The sequence below is a fragment of the Arthrobacter agilis genome (assembly GCF_006494655.1).
Classification (GTDB): domain Bacteria; phylum Actinomycetota; class Actinomycetes; order Actinomycetales; family Micrococcaceae; genus Arthrobacter_D; species Arthrobacter_D agilis.
In genome coordinates, this window is record NZ_VHIM01000001.1 from 578152 (window position 1) to 596829 (window position 18678).

General features: G+C 69.4%; 16 protein-coding genes. 10 read left to right on the forward strand and 6 right to left on the reverse strand.

All coding sequences use genetic code 11. The annotated features are described in order from the left end of the window. Positions 1–39 precede the first annotated feature (39 nt). The 5 genes from FJV46_RS02585 (at position 40) to FJV46_RS02605 (ending at position 6769) form a co-directional block, all read left to right on the forward strand. On the forward strand, positions 40–2436 hold the full coding sequence (locus tag FJV46_RS02585; RefSeq protein ID WP_087031707.1) for a helicase-associated domain-containing protein: 2397 nt from the start codon (positions 40–42) through the stop codon (positions 2434–2436). Beyond that, positions 2429–4084: a DNA repair helicase XPB gene (locus FJV46_RS02590; protein WP_087031710.1), complete on the forward strand. Its 1656-nt coding sequence runs from the start codon at positions 2429–2431 to the stop codon at positions 4082–4084. The genes FJV46_RS02585 and FJV46_RS02590 overlap by 8 nt, the downstream gene beginning before the upstream one ends. Positions 4085–4143: 59 nt before the next feature. After that, positions 4144–4854: a response regulator transcription factor gene (locus FJV46_RS02595; protein ID WP_087031713.1), complete on the forward strand. Its 711-nt coding sequence runs from the start codon at positions 4144–4146 to the stop codon at positions 4852–4854. Positions 4855–4866: 12 nt separating this feature from the next. Then, positions 4867–6411 (forward strand): sensor histidine kinase, encoded by a 1545-nt coding sequence (locus tag FJV46_RS02600; protein ID WP_232008577.1) that lies wholly within the window; start codon positions 4867–4869, stop codon positions 6409–6411. 67 nt (positions 6412–6478) lie between these two features. Continuing rightward, positions 6479–6769 (forward strand): WXG100 family type VII secretion target, encoded by a 291-nt coding sequence (locus FJV46_RS02605; protein WP_087031716.1) that lies wholly within the window; start codon positions 6479–6481, stop codon positions 6767–6769. Positions 6770–6936: 167 nt separating this feature from the next. Here the strand turns inward: FJV46_RS02605 and groL are convergent, their stop codons facing one another. After that, positions 6937–8574: a chaperonin GroEL gene (groL, locus tag FJV46_RS02610; protein ID WP_087031718.1), complete on the reverse strand. Its 1638-nt coding sequence runs from the start codon at positions 8572–8574 to the stop codon at positions 6937–6939. 351 nt (positions 8575–8925) lie between these two features. Between groL and FJV46_RS15485 the strand changes: the two genes are divergently transcribed. Further along, on the forward strand, positions 8926–9567 hold the full coding sequence (locus FJV46_RS15485) for a TM2 domain-containing protein (RefSeq protein ID WP_232008576.1): 642 nt from the start codon (positions 8926–8928) through the stop codon (positions 9565–9567). A 79-nt stretch (positions 9568–9646) separates the two neighbouring features. Here FJV46_RS15485 and FJV46_RS02620 read toward each other — a convergent pair whose 3' ends face one another. Next, positions 9647–10291, reverse strand: coding sequence for a LytR C-terminal domain-containing protein (locus FJV46_RS02620; RefSeq protein WP_087031721.1), 645 nt, complete (start codon positions 10289–10291; stop codon positions 9647–9649). Between the two features lie 41 nt (positions 10292–10332). Continuing rightward, on the reverse strand, positions 10333–10638 hold the full coding sequence (locus tag FJV46_RS02625; RefSeq protein WP_087031724.1) for a DUF3263 domain-containing protein: 306 nt from the start codon (positions 10636–10638) through the stop codon (positions 10333–10335). Between the two features lie 109 nt (positions 10639–10747). On the opposite strand from FJV46_RS02625, the gene FJV46_RS02630 reads away from it, so the two are divergent. After that, positions 10748–11539, forward strand: a complete 792-nt coding sequence (locus tag FJV46_RS02630; protein WP_087031727.1) for a uracil-DNA glycosylase — start codon at positions 10748–10750, stop codon at positions 11537–11539. A 36-nt stretch (positions 11540–11575) separates the two neighbouring features. Here FJV46_RS02630 and FJV46_RS02635 read toward each other — a convergent pair whose 3' ends face one another. After that, positions 11576–13204, reverse strand: coding sequence for a threonine/serine exporter family protein (locus tag FJV46_RS02635; protein ID WP_239961570.1), 1629 nt, complete (start codon positions 13202–13204; stop codon positions 11576–11578). Between the two features lie 102 nt (positions 13205–13306). After that, complete coding sequence (locus FJV46_RS02640) at positions 13307–14380, reverse strand: lipid II:glycine glycyltransferase FemX (RefSeq protein ID WP_087031729.1); 1074 nt, start codon at positions 14378–14380, stop codon at positions 13307–13309. Between the two features lie 148 nt (positions 14381–14528). Between FJV46_RS02640 and FJV46_RS02645 the strand changes: the two genes are divergently transcribed. The 3 genes from FJV46_RS02645 to FJV46_RS02655 all read left to right on the forward strand — a co-directional run bounded on the left by FJV46_RS02645 (position 14529) and on the right by FJV46_RS02655 (position 16968). Then, positions 14529–15533: an aldo/keto reductase family protein gene (locus tag FJV46_RS02645; RefSeq protein ID WP_087032023.1), complete on the forward strand. Its 1005-nt coding sequence runs from the start codon at positions 14529–14531 to the stop codon at positions 15531–15533. After that, complete coding sequence (locus tag FJV46_RS02650) at positions 15533–16387, forward strand: NAD-dependent epimerase/dehydratase family protein (RefSeq protein WP_087031733.1); 855 nt, start codon at positions 15533–15535, stop codon at positions 16385–16387. Before FJV46_RS02645 ends, FJV46_RS02650 begins: the two co-directional genes overlap by 1 nt. A gap of 128 nt (positions 16388–16515) precedes the next feature. Then, positions 16516–16968 (forward strand): hypothetical protein, encoded by a 453-nt coding sequence (locus FJV46_RS02655; protein ID WP_087031736.1) that lies wholly within the window; start codon positions 16516–16518, stop codon positions 16966–16968. Between the two features lie 108 nt (positions 16969–17076). On the opposite strand, the gene FJV46_RS02660 is transcribed toward FJV46_RS02655, so the two are convergent. Continuing rightward, positions 17077–18561, reverse strand: a complete 1485-nt coding sequence (locus FJV46_RS02660; RefSeq protein ID WP_087031739.1) for an MFS transporter — start codon at positions 18559–18561, stop codon at positions 17077–17079. Between the last annotated feature and the right edge of the window lie 117 nt (positions 18562–18678).

Genomic DNA, 18678 nt, shown 5'->3' on the forward strand with positions numbered 1-18678 from the left:
CCATCCGGGGTGTCGGGGGTGGCGGGTAATCTAGGCGTGATGTCCGCAATCCGAGCACTGGCCGATCAGCTGGCCCGCCGGAGCGATGACGACCTGCGCCGCCTGCTCTCCGTCCGGCCCGACCTCATCCTCCCCGCGGTGCCCGACTTCTCCGCGCTCGCAGCGCGGGCCTCCACCCGCGTGAGCCTGCAACGTGCGCTCGACAACGCCACCCGGCCGCATCTCCAGGTGCTCGAGGCCGTCGCGATCCTGACGGACGACGACGGCCTCCCGGTCTCCCGCCCGCGGCTGCTGGCAGCCCTCGGTGCGACGGTAGCGGCGGATGCCGACCGGATCGTCGAGGACCTCGTCGGGAAGGCGCTCGTCGTGGAGTCGGAGGACGGCATCCTTCCCGTCGGCGCCCTGACCGACGCCCTGGGCCCGTATCCGGCCGGGCTGGGCCGCTCCTTCCGTACGCTTGCCCGATCCATCCCGCGCTACGGCCCTGCACTGATCACCGCTGTGCCTCTCGTCGCACCCGCCGCACGCACGGAGGCACTCACGTCCGCCGCCGCAGCGGGGCTCGTCGACGCGGTCGCGGCCGACGCCGACGCGTGGGACCGGGTGCTGGCGGAGGCGCCGGACGGCGTCCAGGGCCTCCTCGACCGCCTCCGGGAGACCCCTGTGGGCACGACGGCGACAGGAAGCGACGGCGGCGCCTCGCCCGCGGTCCGCTGGCTGCTCGACAGGGGTCTGCTCGCGCCACTCGACGCCCTGCACGTGGAGCTCCCGCGGGGCGTCGGGATGGCCCTGCGGGGCCACGCGGTCTTCCCCACCCTCGCGCTCGAACCACCCGTCGTCGTCGAACGGACAACGCGCGCAGCACTGCGCGACAATGCCGCGTTCGGCGCCATCGCGGAGACCCTGAGGCTCATGACGACCCTCCTCGGGATCGTCGCCGCCGTTCCCGTGGCCACCCTGCGCTCCGGCGGGGTGGGCGTGCGCGAGGTGAGGCGCGTCCGGGAGGCCCTGCAGAGCAGTGATGCCGAGGCCGTCTGGCTGCTGGAGCTCGCCGCATCGGTGGGCCTTCTCGCCCTCGATCCCGACGATTCGCGCTGGAAGGCCGCACGCCTGCAGGTCTGGGAGTCGCTGGACCGCGACGCGCAGTGGCTCCTCCTCGTCGAAGGGTGGCTCGCCCTGGACCGGGCGCCGGCGCTCATCGGGTCCCGGTTGCCGGACGGCAGCGCGGTGAACGCGCTGGCCGCGGAGGCGTCGCGTCCCGACGCGCCGACGGTGCGCCGGAGGCTCCTCCAGGCCGCCGTGCACCTGACCGGCCCCGATGCCGCCCCCGAGGCGCTGCCCGTCCTGGCCGACCGGTCCGTCGTCGACCTCGCGTCCTGGTACCAGCCCCGCCTGCAGCGGCGCTTCGCGCGGCTGCTCCCCGGCATGCTCCTCGAGGCCGCGGCGCTGGGCCTGACCGGCGGCGGATCGCTCACCGATGCCGGGCGCCTCGTCGCCGGCGACCAGCTCGAGGACGCCGCCCGCCACGTCCGCGAGGCACTGCCGGACCCTGTGGCCCACGTCGTCCTCCAGGCGGACCTCACCGCCGTCGCCCCCGGCTACCTGCAGCCCGAGGTGGCGCGCGGGCTCCTGCGCATGTCCACGCCCGAAGGCCAGGGACCGGCCACCACCTACCGTTTCTCCGCCGATTCCGTGCGGTCAGCGCTCGATGCGGGCGAGGACGCCGCCTCCATCCTGGCGTTCCTGAGCACGCACTCGGCCACCGAGGTTCCTCAGGCCCTCACCTACCTGGTCGAGGACACGGCATCCCGGTACGGGCGCCTCCGCGTCGGTCGTGCCGGCAGCTACGTCCGGACGGACGACGACGCCGTGACCGCCGCCGTCCTGGCCGACCCACGGGCGTCCGTGCTCGGCGTCGTCCAGGTGGCACCCACCGTCCTCGTCTCCCCCGCCTCCCCCCAGGAACTGACCGCACTCCTCCGGGACCTCGGCTTCACCCCCGCACCCGATACGCCGGCGGGAGAGGGTGCCCGGACGATGTCGGTCCGGGAGACGGGGGATGCAGGGACCGCGGCCCGCCTGCCGCCGGACCAGCTGCGATCGCAGCCCACCACATGGGCTGTCGCCGAGGAGGAGATCACCGCGCAACTGGCCGTCCTCCGATCCGCGCGGACCGGCCCCAGCGACCGGCAGATCGGGTCCGACGGACCTCTGCTGGGCCTCGAGACCCTGCGTGCCGCCATCCGCTCACACAGCAGCATCCGGCTCGGCACGGCGGACAGCGAGGGGAATCACGTTCGCCAGATCCTTGTTCCCCTCTCGGTATCGGGTGGGCGCCTGCGCGTGTTCGACCCGGACAAGCAGGTGGAGAGAGTCGTATCCGTACACCGCGTCATGGACGTGGAGATCCTCGAAGGGAGCCCCGCTGATGGTTGACGGACCGCTGATCGTCCAGAGCGACAAGACCATCCTGCTCGAGGTGGACCACGAGCAGGCCACGGAGGCGCGGCACGCCATCGCGGCGTTCGCGGAACTCGAACGCGCCCCCGAGCACGTGCACAGTTACCGCCTCACGCCGCTGGGCCTGTGGAACGCGCGGGCGGCCGGGCTGGACGCGGAGCGGGTCCTCGACACCCTGCTGAAGTATTCGCGCTTCCCCGTGCCGCACGCGCTCCTCATCGACATCGAGGACACCATGTCGCGGTACGGGCGGCTGCGCCTCGAGAAGGACCCGCAGCACGGGCTGGTCCTGCGCACCACCGACTACCCCGTCCTCGAGGAGGTGCTGCACGCGAAGAAGATCCAGCCCCTCCTCGGCCCGAGGATCGACGGCGAGACCGTCGTCGTCCACTCCTCGCAGCGCGGGCAGCTCAAGCAGCTGCTCCTGAAGCTCGGCTGGCCCGCGGAGGACTTCGCCGGCTACGTGGACGGAACGCCGCACCCCATCGCGCTGGACGAGGACGGGTGGACGCTGCGCCCCTACCAGCAGCTCGCCGTCGAGAACTTCTGGTCCGGCGGCTCGGGCGTCGTCGTCCTGCCCTGCGGTGCCGGCAAGACACTGGTCGGCGCTGCCGCGATGGCCACGAGCCAGACCACCACCCTGATCCTCGTGACCAACACCGTCTCCGCCCGGCAGTGGAAGGATGAGCTGCTCAAGCGGACCTCGCTCACGGAGGAGGAGATCGGGGAGTACTCGGGCGCCGTCAAGGAGGTCCGTCCCGTCACCATCGCGACGTACCAGGTGCTCACGACGAAGCGGGGCGGGCTGTACCCGCACCTCGAACTCCTCGACGCCAACGACTGGGGCCTGATCGTCTACGACGAGGTGCATCTGCTCCCCGCGCCGATCTTCAAGATGACCGCCGATCTACAGGCGCGCCGCCGGCTAGGCCTCACCGCCACGCTCGTGCGCGAGGACGGCCGCGAGGGCGAGGTGTTCTCCCTCATCGGGCCCAAGCGCTACGACGCCCCCTGGAAGGACATCGAGGCGCAGGGCTACATCGCGCCCGCGGACTGCGTCGAGGTGCGGGTGGACCTGCCACGTGACGAGCGCGTCGCCTATGCGATGGCCGAGGACGGCGACAAGTACCGTCTGTGTGCGACGTCGGACACGAAGTCCGACGTGGTGGAGAAACTGGTCGCGTCGCACAGGGGCGAGCAACTGCTCGTGATCGGGCAGTACATCGACCAGCTCGACGACCTCGCCGCGCGGCTCGACGCACCCGTCATCAAGGGTGAGACGACCGTGAAGGAGCGCCAGCGCCTGTTCGATGCGTTCCGGGCCGGCGAGATCCACGTCCTCGTGGTCTCCAAGGTCGCGAACTTCTCCATCGACCTGCCGGAGGCCTCGGTGGCCGTCCAGGTCTCCGGCTCGTTCGGTTCCCGTCAGGAGGAGGCCCAGCGGCTCGGCCGCCTGCTGCGGCCGAAGGCGGATGGTCGTGCCGCACGCTTCTACACCGTCGTCGCCCGCGACACCCTCGACCAGGACTTCGCTGCGAAACGCCAACGATTCCTGGCAGAGCAGGGCTATGCCTACCGGATCCTCGATGCGGCGTCGATCGGCGAGACCGGGCCCAGCGACTGACCAGGCCACTCTCAGGGCCGACCCAGCGAACTCACAGAGAACGTGCGGATACTGGTGGGGTGAAGAAAACAGGCCCCGAAGCAAAACTGCTCGTCGTGGATGACGAACCCAATATCCGCGAGCTCCTTTCCACCTCGCTGCGTTTCGCAGGTTTCGAAGTGGTCGCGGCCGGCAACGGCCGTGACGCCCTCGCCGCCGCGGAGCTGCACAACCCGGACCTCGCGGTCCTCGACGTCATGCTCCCCGACATGGACGGGTTCACGGTCACGCGGCGCCTGCGCGCCGCGGGCCGGCACTTCCCGGTCGTCTTCCTGACCGCTCGCGATGACACGGACGACAAGGTCACCGGGCTCACGGTCGGCGGCGACGACTACGTCACCAAGCCCTTCAGCCTCGACGAGGTCGTGGCCCGGATCCGTGCGGTCCTGCGCCGCACCCATCCGCTCGAGGACGACGACGCCGTGATCCGCGTCGACGACCTCGAACTCGACGACGACGCCCACGAGGTCCGCCGCGGAGGTGAGGTCATCGACCTCTCCCCCACCGAGTTCAAGCTGCTGCGCTACCTGATGATGAACCCGAACCGCGTCCTGTCGAAGGCACAGATCCTCGATCATGTCTGGGAGTACGACTTCAACGGCGACGCCTCGATCGTCGAGTCCTACATCTCCTACCTGCGGCGCAAGATCGACAGGAACCCCGACGCCGCCGCACTCATCCAGACCAAGCGCGGCGTGGGCTACCTGCTCCGTACCGCCGACAAGCGGTAGCGCGGGCCCCTCGTGATCAAGCGGTGGAACGCGGCGTCCCTCCGGTCCCAGCTCGTGGCGATCATCATGCTGCTCATGATCGTCACGGTGGGCATCACGGGGCTCGCCACTGTCTCGCTGCTCCGCGACGGTCTGATCGATCGCGTGGACCAGGACCTCAGCAACAATGTGCAGAACGTGTCGAGGAACTTCTACACGAATCCCCAGGGCGACAGCTCGGTCCTCAGGTACTACGCGGCCGTCCTGGACGGCAGCGGCCAGGTGACCGGCACCAACCAGCTCGACGGCGCTCCCGACCTGCCCGATCTCAGCGGCCTGACGAGGGAACGGATCCTCGAGCTCCAGAGCTCTGGCCTGAACGTACCGAGCACCGACCCGACGGGCCCGGGTTGGCGGGTCCAGGTGTACTCGTTCCGCGCCAATGACGGATTCTTCGCCATAGCGTCCCCGCTGAAGACCGTGAACGATTCCCTGCAGGAGGCCACGGAGATCATCTTCACGTCGGGTCTCGTGACCACGACCCTTGCATCGCTCATCGCCTTCATCACCGTGACGCGTCAGTTCGCCCCGCTCGCACGCGTCGAGCGCACGGCGGCAGGCATCGCCGCCGGGGACCTCACGCGCCGCGTCGCCGTGGAAAGGCCGGCCACGGAGATCGGGCGGCTCTCCCGATCGCTCAACGCGATGCTCGCCCACATCGAGCGTGCCTTCGCCGCGCGCACCGCCTCGGAGACCAAGATGCGGAGGTTCGTCGCGGACGCGTCGCATGAGCTGCGCACTCCACTCGTCACCATCCGCGGCTATTCCGAGCTCTATCGGCACGGTGCGCTGCAGAAGGACGAGGACGTCGCGGCGGCCATGGGCCGGATCGAGAGCGAGGCGATCCGCATGGGCCAACTGGTGGAGGACCTCCTGACGCTGGCGCGCATCGACGAACAGCGCCCGCTCGAGGTCAAGCCGGTGGATCTCAAGGTTCTCGGCCATGACGCGGCGTTCGATGCCCGCGCGACCGCGCCGGACCGCTCGATCACCGTGATCGGGCTCGACGGCGGAACCCCGCGCCCTGCCCCGACACGGGGTGACGAAGCCAGGCTCCGCCAGGTGATCGCCAACCTGATGACGAATGCGCTGCGGTACACGCCCGAGGGCACGCCGATCGAGATCGCCGTGGGAGTGGCACCCGTGCTGCACGGCCACAGCGATTCCGTGCTGGAGGTGCGCGACCACGGGCCGGGCATCTCCGATGCCGATGCGGCCAAGGTCTTCGAGCGGTTCTACCGCGCGGACTCGTCACGGTACCGCGAGACCGGCGGCACGGGCCTCGGCCTCGCGATCGTCGCTGCCCTGGTGGCCCAGCACGACGGCAGCGTACGGCTCGAGGAGACCCAGGGCGGCGGTGCGACGCTGTCGATACGGCTGCCCCACATCCCGGCCGACCAGCAGGACGGCGACGACGCAGGTGCGTCCCGCGGAGCATCCGCGCCGGTGAACGGCATCGTGCCTCCACAGCGTCCAGCCGCACAGCCGGTTGTCCACAAAGGCCGCGACGACGGCTGACCGCCCCGCATCCTCACCTACCGTCGAGGGGTCACAGCACGTGCGATCGATCCCAGGGGAGACAGCAATGGCATTCTTCAACGTAGACACCGACAGCCTCGCGGCCAAGAGCAGCCAGGTCCAGGGCACCATCTCGCGGCTTCAGGCGGAGGTCGATTCGATGCAGGCGGGGCTCCGTGAACTGGAGGGTCTGTGGACGGGCCAGGCCGCGTCGAACTTCCAGCAGCTCATCGTGCAATGGAGGGCCACGCAGCAGCAGGTCGAGGAGTCGCTCACCGGCATCAACCAGGCGCTCACCGTCGCGACGCAGCAGTACGCGGAAGCGGAGCAGAGCAACGCGCGTATGTTCATGAGCTGACACCTGCCGATCGCCGCAGGACGGCGAACGCCCTGCCGGGCGCCGAGCCTAGCCCGTGTCCTGCCCCGTTCCCGTGTGACAGTCAGGACGAAGAAGAGGGCGGCACCCCCGGTCAGGGGTGCCGCCCTCTTCTGCTGTGCAGGTGGTGCGATCGATGCGGGGGGAGGCTAGAAGCCGCCCATCCCGCCCATGCCGCCCATGTCGTCCCCGCCGCCACCGGCAGGCGCTGCCTTCTCCGGCTTGTCGGCCACGACGGCCTCGGTGGTGAGGAACAGGCCGGCGATCGACGCCGCGTTCTGCAGGGCCGAGCGGGTGACCTTCACGGGGTCATTGACGCCGGCGGCCAGCAGGTCCTCGTACTCGCCGGTTGCGGCGTTGAGGCCGTGACCGGCGGGCAGGCCGCGGACCTTGTCGACCACGACGCCGGGCTCGAGGCCGGCGTTGAAGGCGATCTGCTTGAGCGGGGCGTCGATGGCGACGCGCACGATGTTCGCGCCGGTCGCCTCGTCACCCGTGAGCTCGAGGTTGGCGAACGCCTTGGCGCCGGCCTGGATGAGGGCCACGCCGCCACCGGCGACGATGCCCTCTTCGACGGCAGCCTTCGCGTTGCGGACGGCGTCCTCGATGCGGTGCTTGCGCTCCTTGAGCTCGACCTCCGTGGCCGCTCCGGCCTTGATGACTGCAACGCCACCGGCCAGCTTGGCCAGGCGCTCCTGCAGCTTCTCACGGTCGTAGTCGGAATCGGAGTTGTCGATCTCCGCGCGGATCTGGGCCACGCGGCCGGCGATGGCGTCGGCGTCGCCGGCTCCCTCGACGATCGTGGTCTCGTCCTTGGTCACGACGACCTTGCGGGCGGTACCCAGCAGGTCGAGGGTCGCGGTCTCGAGCTTGAGGCCGACCTCCTCGGCGATGACCTGGCCGCCCGTGAGGATGGCGATGTCGGCGAGCTGCGCCTTGCGACGGTCACCGAAGCCCGGGGCCTTGACGGCGACGGACTTGAAGGTGCCGCGGATCTTGTTGACCACGAGGGTCGCGAGGGCTTCGCCTTCGATGTCCTCGGCGATGATCAGCAGCGGCTTGCCGGACTGCATGACCTTCTCGAGGACCGCGACGAGGTCCTTGACGTTGCTGATCTTCGAGTTGACGATCAGGATGTACGGGTCCTCGAGGACCGTCTCCTGGCGCTCGGCGTCCGTGACGAAGTAGCCCGAGATATAACCCTTGTCGAAGCGCATGCCCTCGGTGAGTTCGAGCTCGAGGCCGAAGGTGTTCGACTCCTCGACGGTGATGACGCCTTCCTTGCCCACCTTGTCGAGGGCCTCGGCGATCAGGTCACCGATCTGCTTGTCACCGGCCGAGATGGAGGCGGTGGCAGCGATCTGCTCCTTGGTCTCGATCTCCTTGGCGGAGGCGAGCAGCTCATCGGTGACGGCCTTGACGGCCTTCTCGATGCCGCGCTTGAGGCTCAGGGGGTCCGCTCCGGCCGCGACGTTGCGCAGGCCTTCCTTGACGAGCGCCTGGGCGAGCACCGTGGCGGTGGTGGTTCCGTCGCCTGCGACGTCGTCCGTCTTCTTGGCAACTTCCTTGACGAGCTCCGCGCCGATCTTCTCGAACGGGTCGTCGAGCTCGATCTCCTTGGCGATTGAGACGCCGTCGTTCGTGATGGTGGGGGCGCCCCACTTCTTCTCGAGGACGACATTGCGGCCACGCGGGCCGAGCGTTACCTTGACGGCATCAGCGAGGATATTGAGGCCTCGCTCGAGGCCGCGGCGGGCCTCTTCATCAAAAGAAATGATCTTGGCCATAACGGCGTAGGTCCTTTCGGGACGGTTGCATTTCAGCACTTGAATGCTTGCCTGCGTGTGGTGCCCGCGACGGCCGGGTATCACCTGGACGATCTCTTTCACGACCAGGGCGACACCCCCACCACAGAGGTTTGCCTGCTTCACCCGCCACGCGCAGCTTTAGCAGTCTGCGCGCGCGAGTGCTAACTCCATAATTAGCACTCCCACCCCCCGAGTGCAACCTGCTGAGGGGAGTCGGGGGGACCACGAAGACGGGCTCGGCAGGCCGTGGTGAGGGGACGGGAGCCCCAACCATGGCGCCGATTTCTCGCAGGGCATAGGTTGGGCGGACATCGAGCAACAGGAGGCATCGTGTCGACGTCAGCATCCGGTCCGGACAACGGGAAAGACGACGTGCAGGGAGCGGCGGGCAGCGCCCCTGGTGAGGAACCCGCATCCTCCCCCGCTGCCCCACCACGGGCGGATGCCGGCACCCGGCACGACCGGCCGTCGGGGCCTCTGCCCTCGGGCGAGGGTATCGGCCCGGCTGACCACCCGCCGTACGGGTACCCGCAGAACGGGCACGGTCCGGGCCCGTCCCAGCCGGGCCCCTACCAGCCGGGCTCGTACCAGCAAGGCCCGTACCAGCCGGGCTCGTACCAGCAGGGCCCGTACCAGCCGGGCTCGTACCAGCCAGGCCCGTACCAGCCGGCCCCCTACGGGCAGGGTGGGTTCGCTCAGGGCCCCTCCGGCCGGCCCTACGCTCCCCAGAAGTCCCGGGTGGTGGCCGGTGTCCTCGGGATCCTGCTGGGATCGCTCGGCATCCACCGCTTCTACCTCGGTTTCACCACGATCGGCGTCATCCTGATCCTCATGTCCACCGTGGGCGCGTTCCTCACCTTCGGTCTGAGCGCGATCGCCGCCGGAATCTGGGGACTGATCGAGGGCATCATGATCCTGGTGGGATCGGAGCAGTTCCAACGGGACGCGAAGGGCATTCCCCTCAAGGACTGAGCACGTGCGTGCACCGATGCCGGGTCCCGAGGCCGATCCGGTTCCCGTTCGATCTGAAGGCCCGCCGTCGCACCTGCGGCTACTCGAAGTCGGGGCCCAGCACCACCGAGATGTCCGGAGAGACGTCCGGGCTCTCGACCACGGTCGCGATGTCGAGGTCCGCCGCGACGGACTCGGCGGCCTCGCGTTGCGCCTCCCCGTTGTAGAAGACCACGGAGGAGTCGAGCGGCGCTCCGGCCCAGTTCCCGGGCAGCGCAGCCGTCCATCCGGCGGTGGCCAGACGCTCCGCCGCGACGGTCGCGAGGCCGGGAGCGCCGGTGCCGTTGAGCACGTTGACGGTCTGGTCGCGGTCCGGATCGTCCCCCGCGTCGTTCCCGGCATCGGTCGCCGTGGCGGATGCCACTCCGGGATCACTGTCGGGTGCCGACGCCGCGGGGCCCCCTGACGCACCGCCCGTCGGGTCCGGAGCCAGGGCATCCGCGGACGGACCCGGCGTCGTGCTCGAGGCGGGGGCGGCACCCGGACCCGTGTCGTTCCCTCCGAAGAGGCCGAGCCGAGGGAGCAGGAAGAAGACACCGAGGACGATCAGGAGCGCGAGGACGCCGACCGTGATCTTCAGCCCCAGACCGCTGGAGCGAGCAGGATCGAGGTGCTCCCGATGCACGCCCTGGCGGTCCGATGTCTCGGGGACCGCGTCGAACTCGTCCCTCGGGTGGTCAGTCATGACGTGGGCTCGTCCGGATGCGGGTCCTGCATGCGGTACTGCTAGATGTCCGCGCCGAGGCGCCGTGCCGACCGGACCTTCTGGCGTGTGGACCGGAGGCGACGCAGCCGCTTCACGAGCATGGGATCATGCGCGAGCGCCGCTTCCGTGTCGATCAGCGCGTTCAGCAGCTGGTAATAGTGCGTCGCGGACAGCGTGAAGAGATCGCGGATGGCCTGTTCCTTGGCTCCCGAGTACTTCCACCACTCGCGTTCGAGGGCGAGCATGCGCTGCTCGCGGTCGGTCAGGGTCAGGCGGGCATCCGGTGCGGGGTGGGGGCTGTCCGCCTGTCGTCGTGCCTCTGCCATACCTGCTACCGCCTTCCATCTCCAGCTCGGGTGTCACCCCATGGTAGAGAAGAATTACATGCCTGTCATTCGCGCAGGACGCCACCGCCGGGCAGGTCAGAATGGAGGCATGACCCACGACGACGGCGCACTCTTCGACCTTCCCGTCACCCCCGCCGCCGGGGCACCGACGTCCTCCGCCGACGAATCCGTCTTCCCCTTCGCGGCCCCTGCCGGCGTCGCTGATCTCGTCGCGCCGGACTGGGTGCCGGCACTCGAGCCGCTGCAACCCGTGCTGCACGCACTGGCCACCGCCCTGGCCGCAGATCTCGCTCGCGGAGCGCGTGTCCTGCCCGACTCCCACGACATCCTCCGCGCCTTCACCACTCGCCTCGCAGAGGTGCGGGTGGTCATCGTGGGGCAGGACCCCTACCCCACCGTGGGGCATGCCGTGGGGTTGAGCTTTTCCGTGCATCCGGCCGTGCGTCCCGTCCCCCGGAGCCTTGCCAACATCTACCGGGAACTCTCCTCCGACACTGGCGCCGCCGTCCCCGCATCCGGAGATCTTTCCGGCTGGGCCGCGCAGGGGGTACTCCTGCTGAACCGGGTCCTGACGGTGCGCGCCGGCGAGGCCGCATCGCATCGCGGACTCGGCTGGGAACAGGTCACCGACGCCGCCGTCCGCGCACTCGTCGCCAGGGGCGGCCCGCTCGTCGCCGTGCTGTGGGGCAAGGACGCCCAGCGGCTCAAGCCGCTCCTGGGCGCCACACCGACCATCGAATCCGCGCATCCCAGCCCGTTGTCGGCGTCGAGGGGGTTCTTCGGCTCACGGCCGTTCACCCGCGTCAACAGCCTGCTCGCCGAGCAGGGAGCTGACCCGATCGAGTGGGCGAGGACGTCCGCCGTCGTCCGCACCCCCTAGTTCGCCCAGCCGGGGCAGCACGCGCGGTCGTCCGCATCAGCGGCGCCTGTTCCGCTGCCGTTCGTTGGAACTGAGCTTGCGCGTGAAGGGCCTCGCGACATTGTCACCGAGCACCACTCCGGCGGCGATCGCCAGGACCACGGTCAGGGCGTTGAACAGCCCGAGTGCGCCGTCGTTGACCACCTCGGCATCGAGGGTCAGCATGTACATGGAGCGGAAGATCGTCAGCCCGGGGTAGAGGAACAGCACGGCGGGCACCGCGACCACGAGTTGCGGCGCTCCCAGCCGGAGCGCGACGACTCGGGACAGGGCTCCGATGAGGATCGCGGCGAGCGCGGGAGCCAGACGGTACCCCACGCCCGCGGCCGTGGCGCTCACGAGCAGGAGGTACCCGGCAACGGCCACGAGGGACGTCGGGATGACCAGCTTCACGTCCGTCTGCTCGGCGATGCAGATCATGGCCACGGCCACGAAGGTCAGGACGGCCACCGCGGGCCACGGGTACTGCGATCCCGACGATTCGATGACCTCGAGGGGCGGGATGCCCAGGGCGGCCCCTGCGACGAGGGCGACCGCGATCCCCGCCACCAGGGCGGCGAAGATGAGGACCGCCGAGAGGAACCGGCCCGCCGCCGTGACGGGGAAGCCGTTGATCGCATCCTGGGTCGCTGAGACCAGCCGCCCGGTCGGCAGGAGCAGGAGGATGCCGCCCACCACCACGAGCGCGGGCGAGATGGGGACCTCCAACCACCAGAAGAGGAGGGCGATGAGGGTGACCAGCGCAGAGCTCGTCGCCACCGAGAAGAACTCCGGAACGCGCCACTCGCCCAGCTTCCGGCTCACCAGGTCCACCAGGATGCAACTGACGAAGCCGATGAGTGAACCGAGCGGTGTCCCTCCCACGAAGGCCACGATCGCCGCCGAGAAGATGCCGAAGGCCGCCGTGACCATCCAGCGGGGGAAGGGTTTGGGGCGGTGCGTGATCTCGTCGAGCCGCTGGGCAGCCTCGGTCCGGGAGACGCCGCCGTCGGCGATGTCCGAGACGAGGCGGTGGATGGCCGTGAGACCGGCGTAGTTGTTGGTCCACGACCGGACGACCCGGAGCACCGTGGTGGGCGTCTGGTCCTTCGCCGAGTAGTTGAGCACCACCGACTGGTTGGTGATGTCCACCTCGATGTTCTCGAGACCGAAGGCTGCGGTGACAGCGATGATGCTGGTCTCGACCTCGAGGGCACCCGCGCCGTACCGGAACATCGTCTCGGCGAGGTTCAGGGCGAAGTCGAGGGCCTTGCGCGCACTGGCGTCGGGACCTCCGGCCTGGATGGTCGGATTAGCGTACGGACTTCCCGCGAGCCGCTCCACGATGCTCATGGCCTGCGTGGGCGGCGCCTCCCCCTGCACGAGCCGGCGCAGCATGCTGCGGGCGGCCGCATTGGGGCGGCTGGATGCCGGCACTTTCTGGGGAGTGGTGGGCAGGGCATCCGTGGGGCGCGGAGCGGGCTGGCGCTGGCGGCTCTGGCGGGGCGTCTTCGGCTCGGCCGCGGAGCGTCCCGACGGGGCGTCAGGAGAGGCGGGGGGACGCCGTTTCCTGCTGCTCCCCAGCTTCTTCTTCTGGTCCTCGGGTGGATCGAAGGGGCGCTGGATGAGCGGCAGGGCCTCGGCCACGGGCGAAGGGTTGGTGGAGGGCGATCGGCCGTCCCCGGGAGTGGAACCGTCTTTCACAGCCGCCTTTCATGCGTGCTCTCCCGCGGCGATCCGCGGCATTCCTCAGTAGAACGGCTGGTGCGTGCGTCGCCAGTGGATCTGGCGGGCCACGCGCTCGGCGATCGTGTTCCACACACGATACTTCCAGCCGCTGACCACGAGGTCGAAGCAGCCGGCATAGTCCGTCACAGTCTTCGTGAAACTCGTCTTGAACAGCCCCAGGCCATGATGCGGATGGTCCGTGTCCTTGAGCCTGTCGCTCGGCGGAGTGCCGCAGAAGTCGTACTCCACGATGCCGAACTCGTCCTTGAGATCGTTGATGGCGGTCCACTGCACCAGGTGCGAGTCCCCGTACTGCGAGCGCCCCGGGCGCGATCCGCCGTCCTTGTAGGTGCCCTTGGAGCCGTAGTTGACGACGAAGGCGCCCACGGAGGGCTGCCCGTCCTCGTGGACGAAGTAGAAGCGTCCCTGACCGGCGTCCACGAAATTCTGCCAGAAGCGGCTGTAGTACTCGAAGGACCGCATACGGGCCGCGGAGCGATCCTCGATGTGCGACATCAGCGCGTACATCGCGCGGAAGGTGTCCTCCGTCGGTTCCATCCGCTGCACCTCGACGCCTTCACGGATGGCCCGCCGGACCGCGTTCCGGCCCCGCGAATGCAGCGTGCGCAGCAACTGGTTGGACTCCGGCGTGGTGTCGAGGAGGGCCGTGCTGTCATTGGGCTGCAGGTTGAAGGTCTTCACCAGTCCGGCGACACGGAACGTCTCGCGCAGCTCGGGGGTGTCGACGAGGTCGGGCTCCACCTTGATCGCGAACACGTTGTGCCTCTCACGGCGCGCGAGCTCGGCGACGGCCTGCGCCGCGGCGGGCACGTGGCCGGGGTCCGTCACGGCGGGACCCTTGATGAGGTACCACAGCGCTCCGACGACGGGCACCTTCTTCTCCAGGACCAAAGCGTGGCTCGTGTAGTCGGGTCCCTCCAGGACGACGAACCGGGGCCGCCAGCCGTGGTGGGACTTCACCTCGGCGAATGCCCTGGACTGGAGCATGTTGCCCCCGCCGGGGTTCCCGGTGACGAGCGAATCCCAGTTCTGCTGCTCCGTCCCGGTAGCGAAACGAGCGCTGAAGTGGGCCACGATTCCTCATTCACTGGTCGGCTGCAACGGCAAGGTCGCGGTCAAGTCTAGCGGCTGCACGGTACCGCCCCTGCGCCGTGCCATGGAAGTTGCCCCAGGAAACGGACCTCCCTGTACTCGGATGCTCAGGGTGGTTAGCATCGGGACCATGGACTTCAGATACCTCGGAAACAGCGGCTTCAAGATTTCGGAAATCACGTACGGCAACTGGCTCACGCACGGATCGCAGGTGGAGAACGACGTCGCGACGCAGTGCGTGCGGGCAGCGCTCGACGTCGGGATCACCACCTTCGACACCGCCGACGTCTACGCGAACACGGCCGCGGAGACCGTCCTCGGGGAGGCGCTGAAGGGTGAGCGCCGCCAGTCCCTGGAGATCTTCACGAAGGTCTGGGGGCCCACCGGCCCCAAGGGACACAACGACGTCGGGCTCTCCCGCAAGCACATCATGGAGTCGATCGACGGCTCGCTGCAGCGCCTGCAGACCGACTACGTGGACCTCTACCAGGCACACCGGCACGACCACGAGACTCCCCTCGAGGAGACCATGCAGGCCTTCGCGGACATCGTGCGCCAGGGCAAGGCCCTCTACATCGGCGTGAGCGAGTGGACTGCCCAGCAGATCCGCGACGGGCACGCGCTCGCCAAGGACCTCGGCTTCCAGCTCATCTCCAACCAGCCGCAGTACTCGATGCTGTGGCGCGTCATCGACGGTGAGGTCGTGCCGACCTCGGAGGAACTGGGCCTGTCACAGATCGTCTGGTCGCCGGTGGCGCAGGGTGTGCTCACGGGCAAGTACAAGCCCGGACAGCAACCCGAGCAGGGCACACGGGCTTCGGACGACAAGGGCGGCGCCGACATGATCAAGCGCTGGATGGACGACGACGTCCTCACCGGCGTCCAGAAGCTCGCCCCGATCGCCGACGGCGTAGGCCTGACCATGGCGCAGCTCGCTATCGCCTGGGTGCTGCAGAACAAGAACGTCGCCTCGGCGATCATCGGGGCATCGCGCCCCGAGCAGGTGGAATCGAACGCCGTCGCCGCGGGCGTCACGCTCGAGGACGACGTCATGAAGGCCATCGACGACGCGATCGGCGACCTCGCCGAGACCGATGTCGCGAAGACGGTCTCGCCCGAGCAGCGGCCCGCCTGATGGCGCCGCTCACGGTCGCCGTCACCGGCTCCAACGGCAAGCTCGGCCGCAGCGTGGTGCGGGGTCTCCGCGAGGCCGGGCACACCGTCGTCGAGCTGGACCAGTACGGCGAGCGCAGCGCGTCCTTCCTCCGGATCGACCTGCGCGACTACGGCCAGGTCGCCGACGCCTTCCAGGGCGTCGACGACAAGTACGACACGCTGGACGCCGTGGTGCACCTCGGTGCCATCCCGGCGCCCGGGCTCCAGGCGGACGCCGCGACGTTCCACAACAACATGACGGCCACGTACAACGTGTTCCAGGCGTGCCGGAGAGCCGGCATCAAGCGGATCGTCTACGCCTCCAGCGAGACGGTGCTGGGCCTCCCGTTCGACACGCCACCGCCGTACATCCCGGTGGACGAGGAGTACCCGGCCCGGCCCGAGAGCACCTACTCGCTCGTCAAGCACCTGGAGGAACAGCTCGCGATCGAACTGACCCGCTGGGACCCCGAACTGAGCATCACGGCTCTCCGCTTCTCCAACGTCATGGATCCGGCCGATTATGCCGAGTTCCCGTCCTTCGACGCCGATGCGACCGCGCGCAAGTGGAACCTGTGGGGCTACATCGACGGGCGGGACGGCGCCCAGGCGGTGGACCGCGCCCTGCAGAACGCGGCGCCGGGGTTCGACCGCTTCATCATCGCGGCGGCGGACACCGTGATGAGCCGCCCGAGCGCCGATCTGGCCGCCGAGGTGTTCCCCGGTGTCGAGGTGACGCGCGAGGTGGGCGAGCACGAGACCCTCCTGTCGATCACGAAGGCACGTCGCGTCCTCGGGTTCGATCCGCAGCACAGCTGGCGCGACCACGTGTGACCCGTCCCGGGAGGGGTATCCGGGGGCCAGCCCCACCCCGGTCCACCCCGACGGAATTCATCAGCAGGCTGATGACTTCGCTAGGCTGATGCTTGAACGCTGCGCAGCACCGACGAAAGGCAGAGAACATGACTGAGAACCTTCCCGACGAGGAACTGACCATCGTGGGCGAGGACCCCGAGGTGCCGAACGATTCGCTCGCACCCGAGGCCTTCGACCCGGTCCTCGAGGGCCAGCCGGACGCCTACGAGGACGCGGCGGAGCTGAACCCGGACCGCTGGCAGGAGGATCCGCTCCTGCAGGACGAGCCCACCGTGACCGAGAGCGGCGACGACGAGAACGGCGTGTCCGGCGTCGGCGAGGAGGGGGTCCTCAGCGACCAGACGCTCCGCGACGAGACCGCCGAGGCCCGCTACGAGCACGGTGAGGAGCAGGTTCCTCCGGATGAGCCGATGCTCGGCGAGGCGGCCGCCGACGTCGATTTCGGCATGATGGACGACGACGACGTCGACGCCAGCGACGACCCCGCCAACCGCGGCGGCTCACCGCTGAGCGGGATGGACCAGGAGGACGTCAGCTAGCGACGCCGCACCCGGTTCAGACGGAGCCCCGGACAGGTCACCTGTCCGGGGCTCCGGCGTCTCCGCGGCCGGACGCGCTGACCGATCGGGCTCACTCCACGGCCGAGCTCACGGTGCGTCCGGAATCGTCCTCGAGGCGTGCAGCGCTCCGGGCGCCGCCGGCGGACCGTCGACGGCACAGTGGCTGGGATACTCATTCTCCGCGACCCGGGGGTTCCGGATGGTCAGCGCGGCGAGCATGCCTCCGACGACCAGCACCACCGCCCCGATGATGCAGGCGGTGTCGAATCCTGCCGCGAACACGGGGGGATCGGTGTAGGCGTCGCCGGTGAGCCCGGCGGCCGCGGGCAGGACGGCGATCGCGATCAGGCCCGCGGCCCGGGCCACCGCGTTGTTCACCCCGGAGGCGAGGCCCGCCTGCCGCTCCGGTACCGCAGAGAGCGCCGTGGACGTCAGGGGCGCGACGAGGAGGGACAGCCCGAGCCCGAGGACGAGCACCGACGGAAGGACGTCGATGAGATAGGAGGCACCGGGACCGATGCGCAGCATGAGCACGAGTGCCACCGCGCACAGCAGGGGTCCGACTGCCATCGGTCCCCGCGGTCCGATCCGTGCGCTCAGCGCGCCCGCTCGCGGGGAGAGCACCAGCATCAGGGCGGTGATCGGCAGCATCGCGATCCCGGCGGCGACGGGGCTGAAGCCCGAGACCACCTGGAGGTGGACGACGAGCAGGAAGAAGATGCCACCGAACACCGCGTAGATGAGGAAGGTGACGGCGTTCGCCGCACTGAACTGGCGGTTCGCGAAGATCCGCAGGGGCATCATCGGATGCCCGGAGCGCCCTTCCACGAGAAGGAAGGCCGCGGCGGCGGCGAGCCCGAGGACGCCCGATCCGACGACGGCCGGGGAGCCGGCTCCCTGCGTGGGTGCCTCGATCAGGGCATAGGTGGTGCCGGCCAGGGCGAGCGCTCCGAGGACCGCTCCCGCGACGTCGAGCCGGCCGGTCGCGTCCGCATCCCGCGTCTCGGGCACGTGCCGTAGCGCGATCCACACGACGGCAGCGGCGATGGGCACGTTGAGGAGGAAGATCCAGCGCCAGGAGACGCTCTCCACCAGCCATCCGCCGAGGAAGGGACCGATCGCCGTCGCCACCCCGCCGAGCCCCGACCACGCACCGATGGCCCGCGCGCGATCCTCTCCCGAGAACGCGGCCTGGATGATGGCCAGGCTCCCGGGCGTCAGCAACGCGCCCCCAACACCCTGCAGGGCCCGCGCGGCGATGAGCAGCCCTGCGTCGGGCGCCATGCCGCAGAGCAGCGACGCCACGGCGAACCAGATCACACCGATGACGAAGATCCGGCGCCGGCCGAACCTGTCCCCGAGGGAGCCGCCGAGCAGGATGAACGAGGCGAGCGTCAGGGTGTAGCCGGTCACGATCCACTGCAGGGCGGCGAAGTCCGTTCCGAGGTCGGCCCCGATGGTCGGCAGGGCCACGTTCACCACGGTCGCGTCGATTCCCGCAATCCCGGAGCCGAGGACCGTCGCGAGGAGCACCCACCGTCCGGGTGCCGTGTTCATGCGGATCTCACCCATGTCGCATCGTCATCGCCCGCCGAATCCTCGCGTCCCGCCGAGCCGCGGGAACACGCACAGTGTCCCACCGCGCCCGGTCCCACACCACCGGCCGGGGGCGATCCACCCAGGCGAGTG

Coding starts and splice junctions, on each gene's coding strand:
- FJV46_RS02650 (WP_087031733.1), top strand. CDS start 15,533: ATGGCGCCGCTCACGGTCGCCGTCACCGGCTCCAACGGCAAGCTCGGC.
- FJV46_RS02590 (WP_087031710.1), top strand. CDS start 2,429: ATGGTTGACGGACCGCTGATCGTCCAGAGCGACAAGACCATCCTGCTC.
- FJV46_RS02620 (WP_087031721.1), bottom strand. CDS start 10,291: ATGACTGACCACCCGAGGGACGAGTTCGACGCGGTCCCCGAGACATCG.
- FJV46_RS02645 (WP_087032023.1), top strand. CDS start 14,529: ATGGACTTCAGATACCTCGGAAACAGCGGCTTCAAGATTTCGGAAATC.
- groL (WP_087031718.1), bottom strand. CDS start 8,574: ATGGCCAAGATCATTTCTTTTGATGAAGAGGCCCGCCGCGGCCTCGAG.
- FJV46_RS02585 (WP_087031707.1), top strand. CDS start 40: ATGTCCGCAATCCGAGCACTGGCCGATCAGCTGGCCCGCCGGAGCGAT.
- FJV46_RS02660 (WP_087031739.1), bottom strand. CDS start 18,561: ATGGGTGAGATCCGCATGAACACGGCACCCGGACGGTGGGTGCTCCTC.
- FJV46_RS02630 (WP_087031727.1), top strand. CDS start 10,748: ATGACCCACGACGACGGCGCACTCTTCGACCTTCCCGTCACCCCCGCC.
- FJV46_RS02605 (WP_087031716.1), top strand. CDS start 6,479: ATGGCATTCTTCAACGTAGACACCGACAGCCTCGCGGCCAAGAGCAGC.
- FJV46_RS02625 (WP_087031724.1), bottom strand. CDS start 10,638: ATGGCAGAGGCACGACGACAGGCGGACAGCCCCCACCCCGCACCGGAT.
- FJV46_RS02655 (WP_087031736.1), top strand. CDS start 16,516: ATGACTGAGAACCTTCCCGACGAGGAACTGACCATCGTGGGCGAGGAC.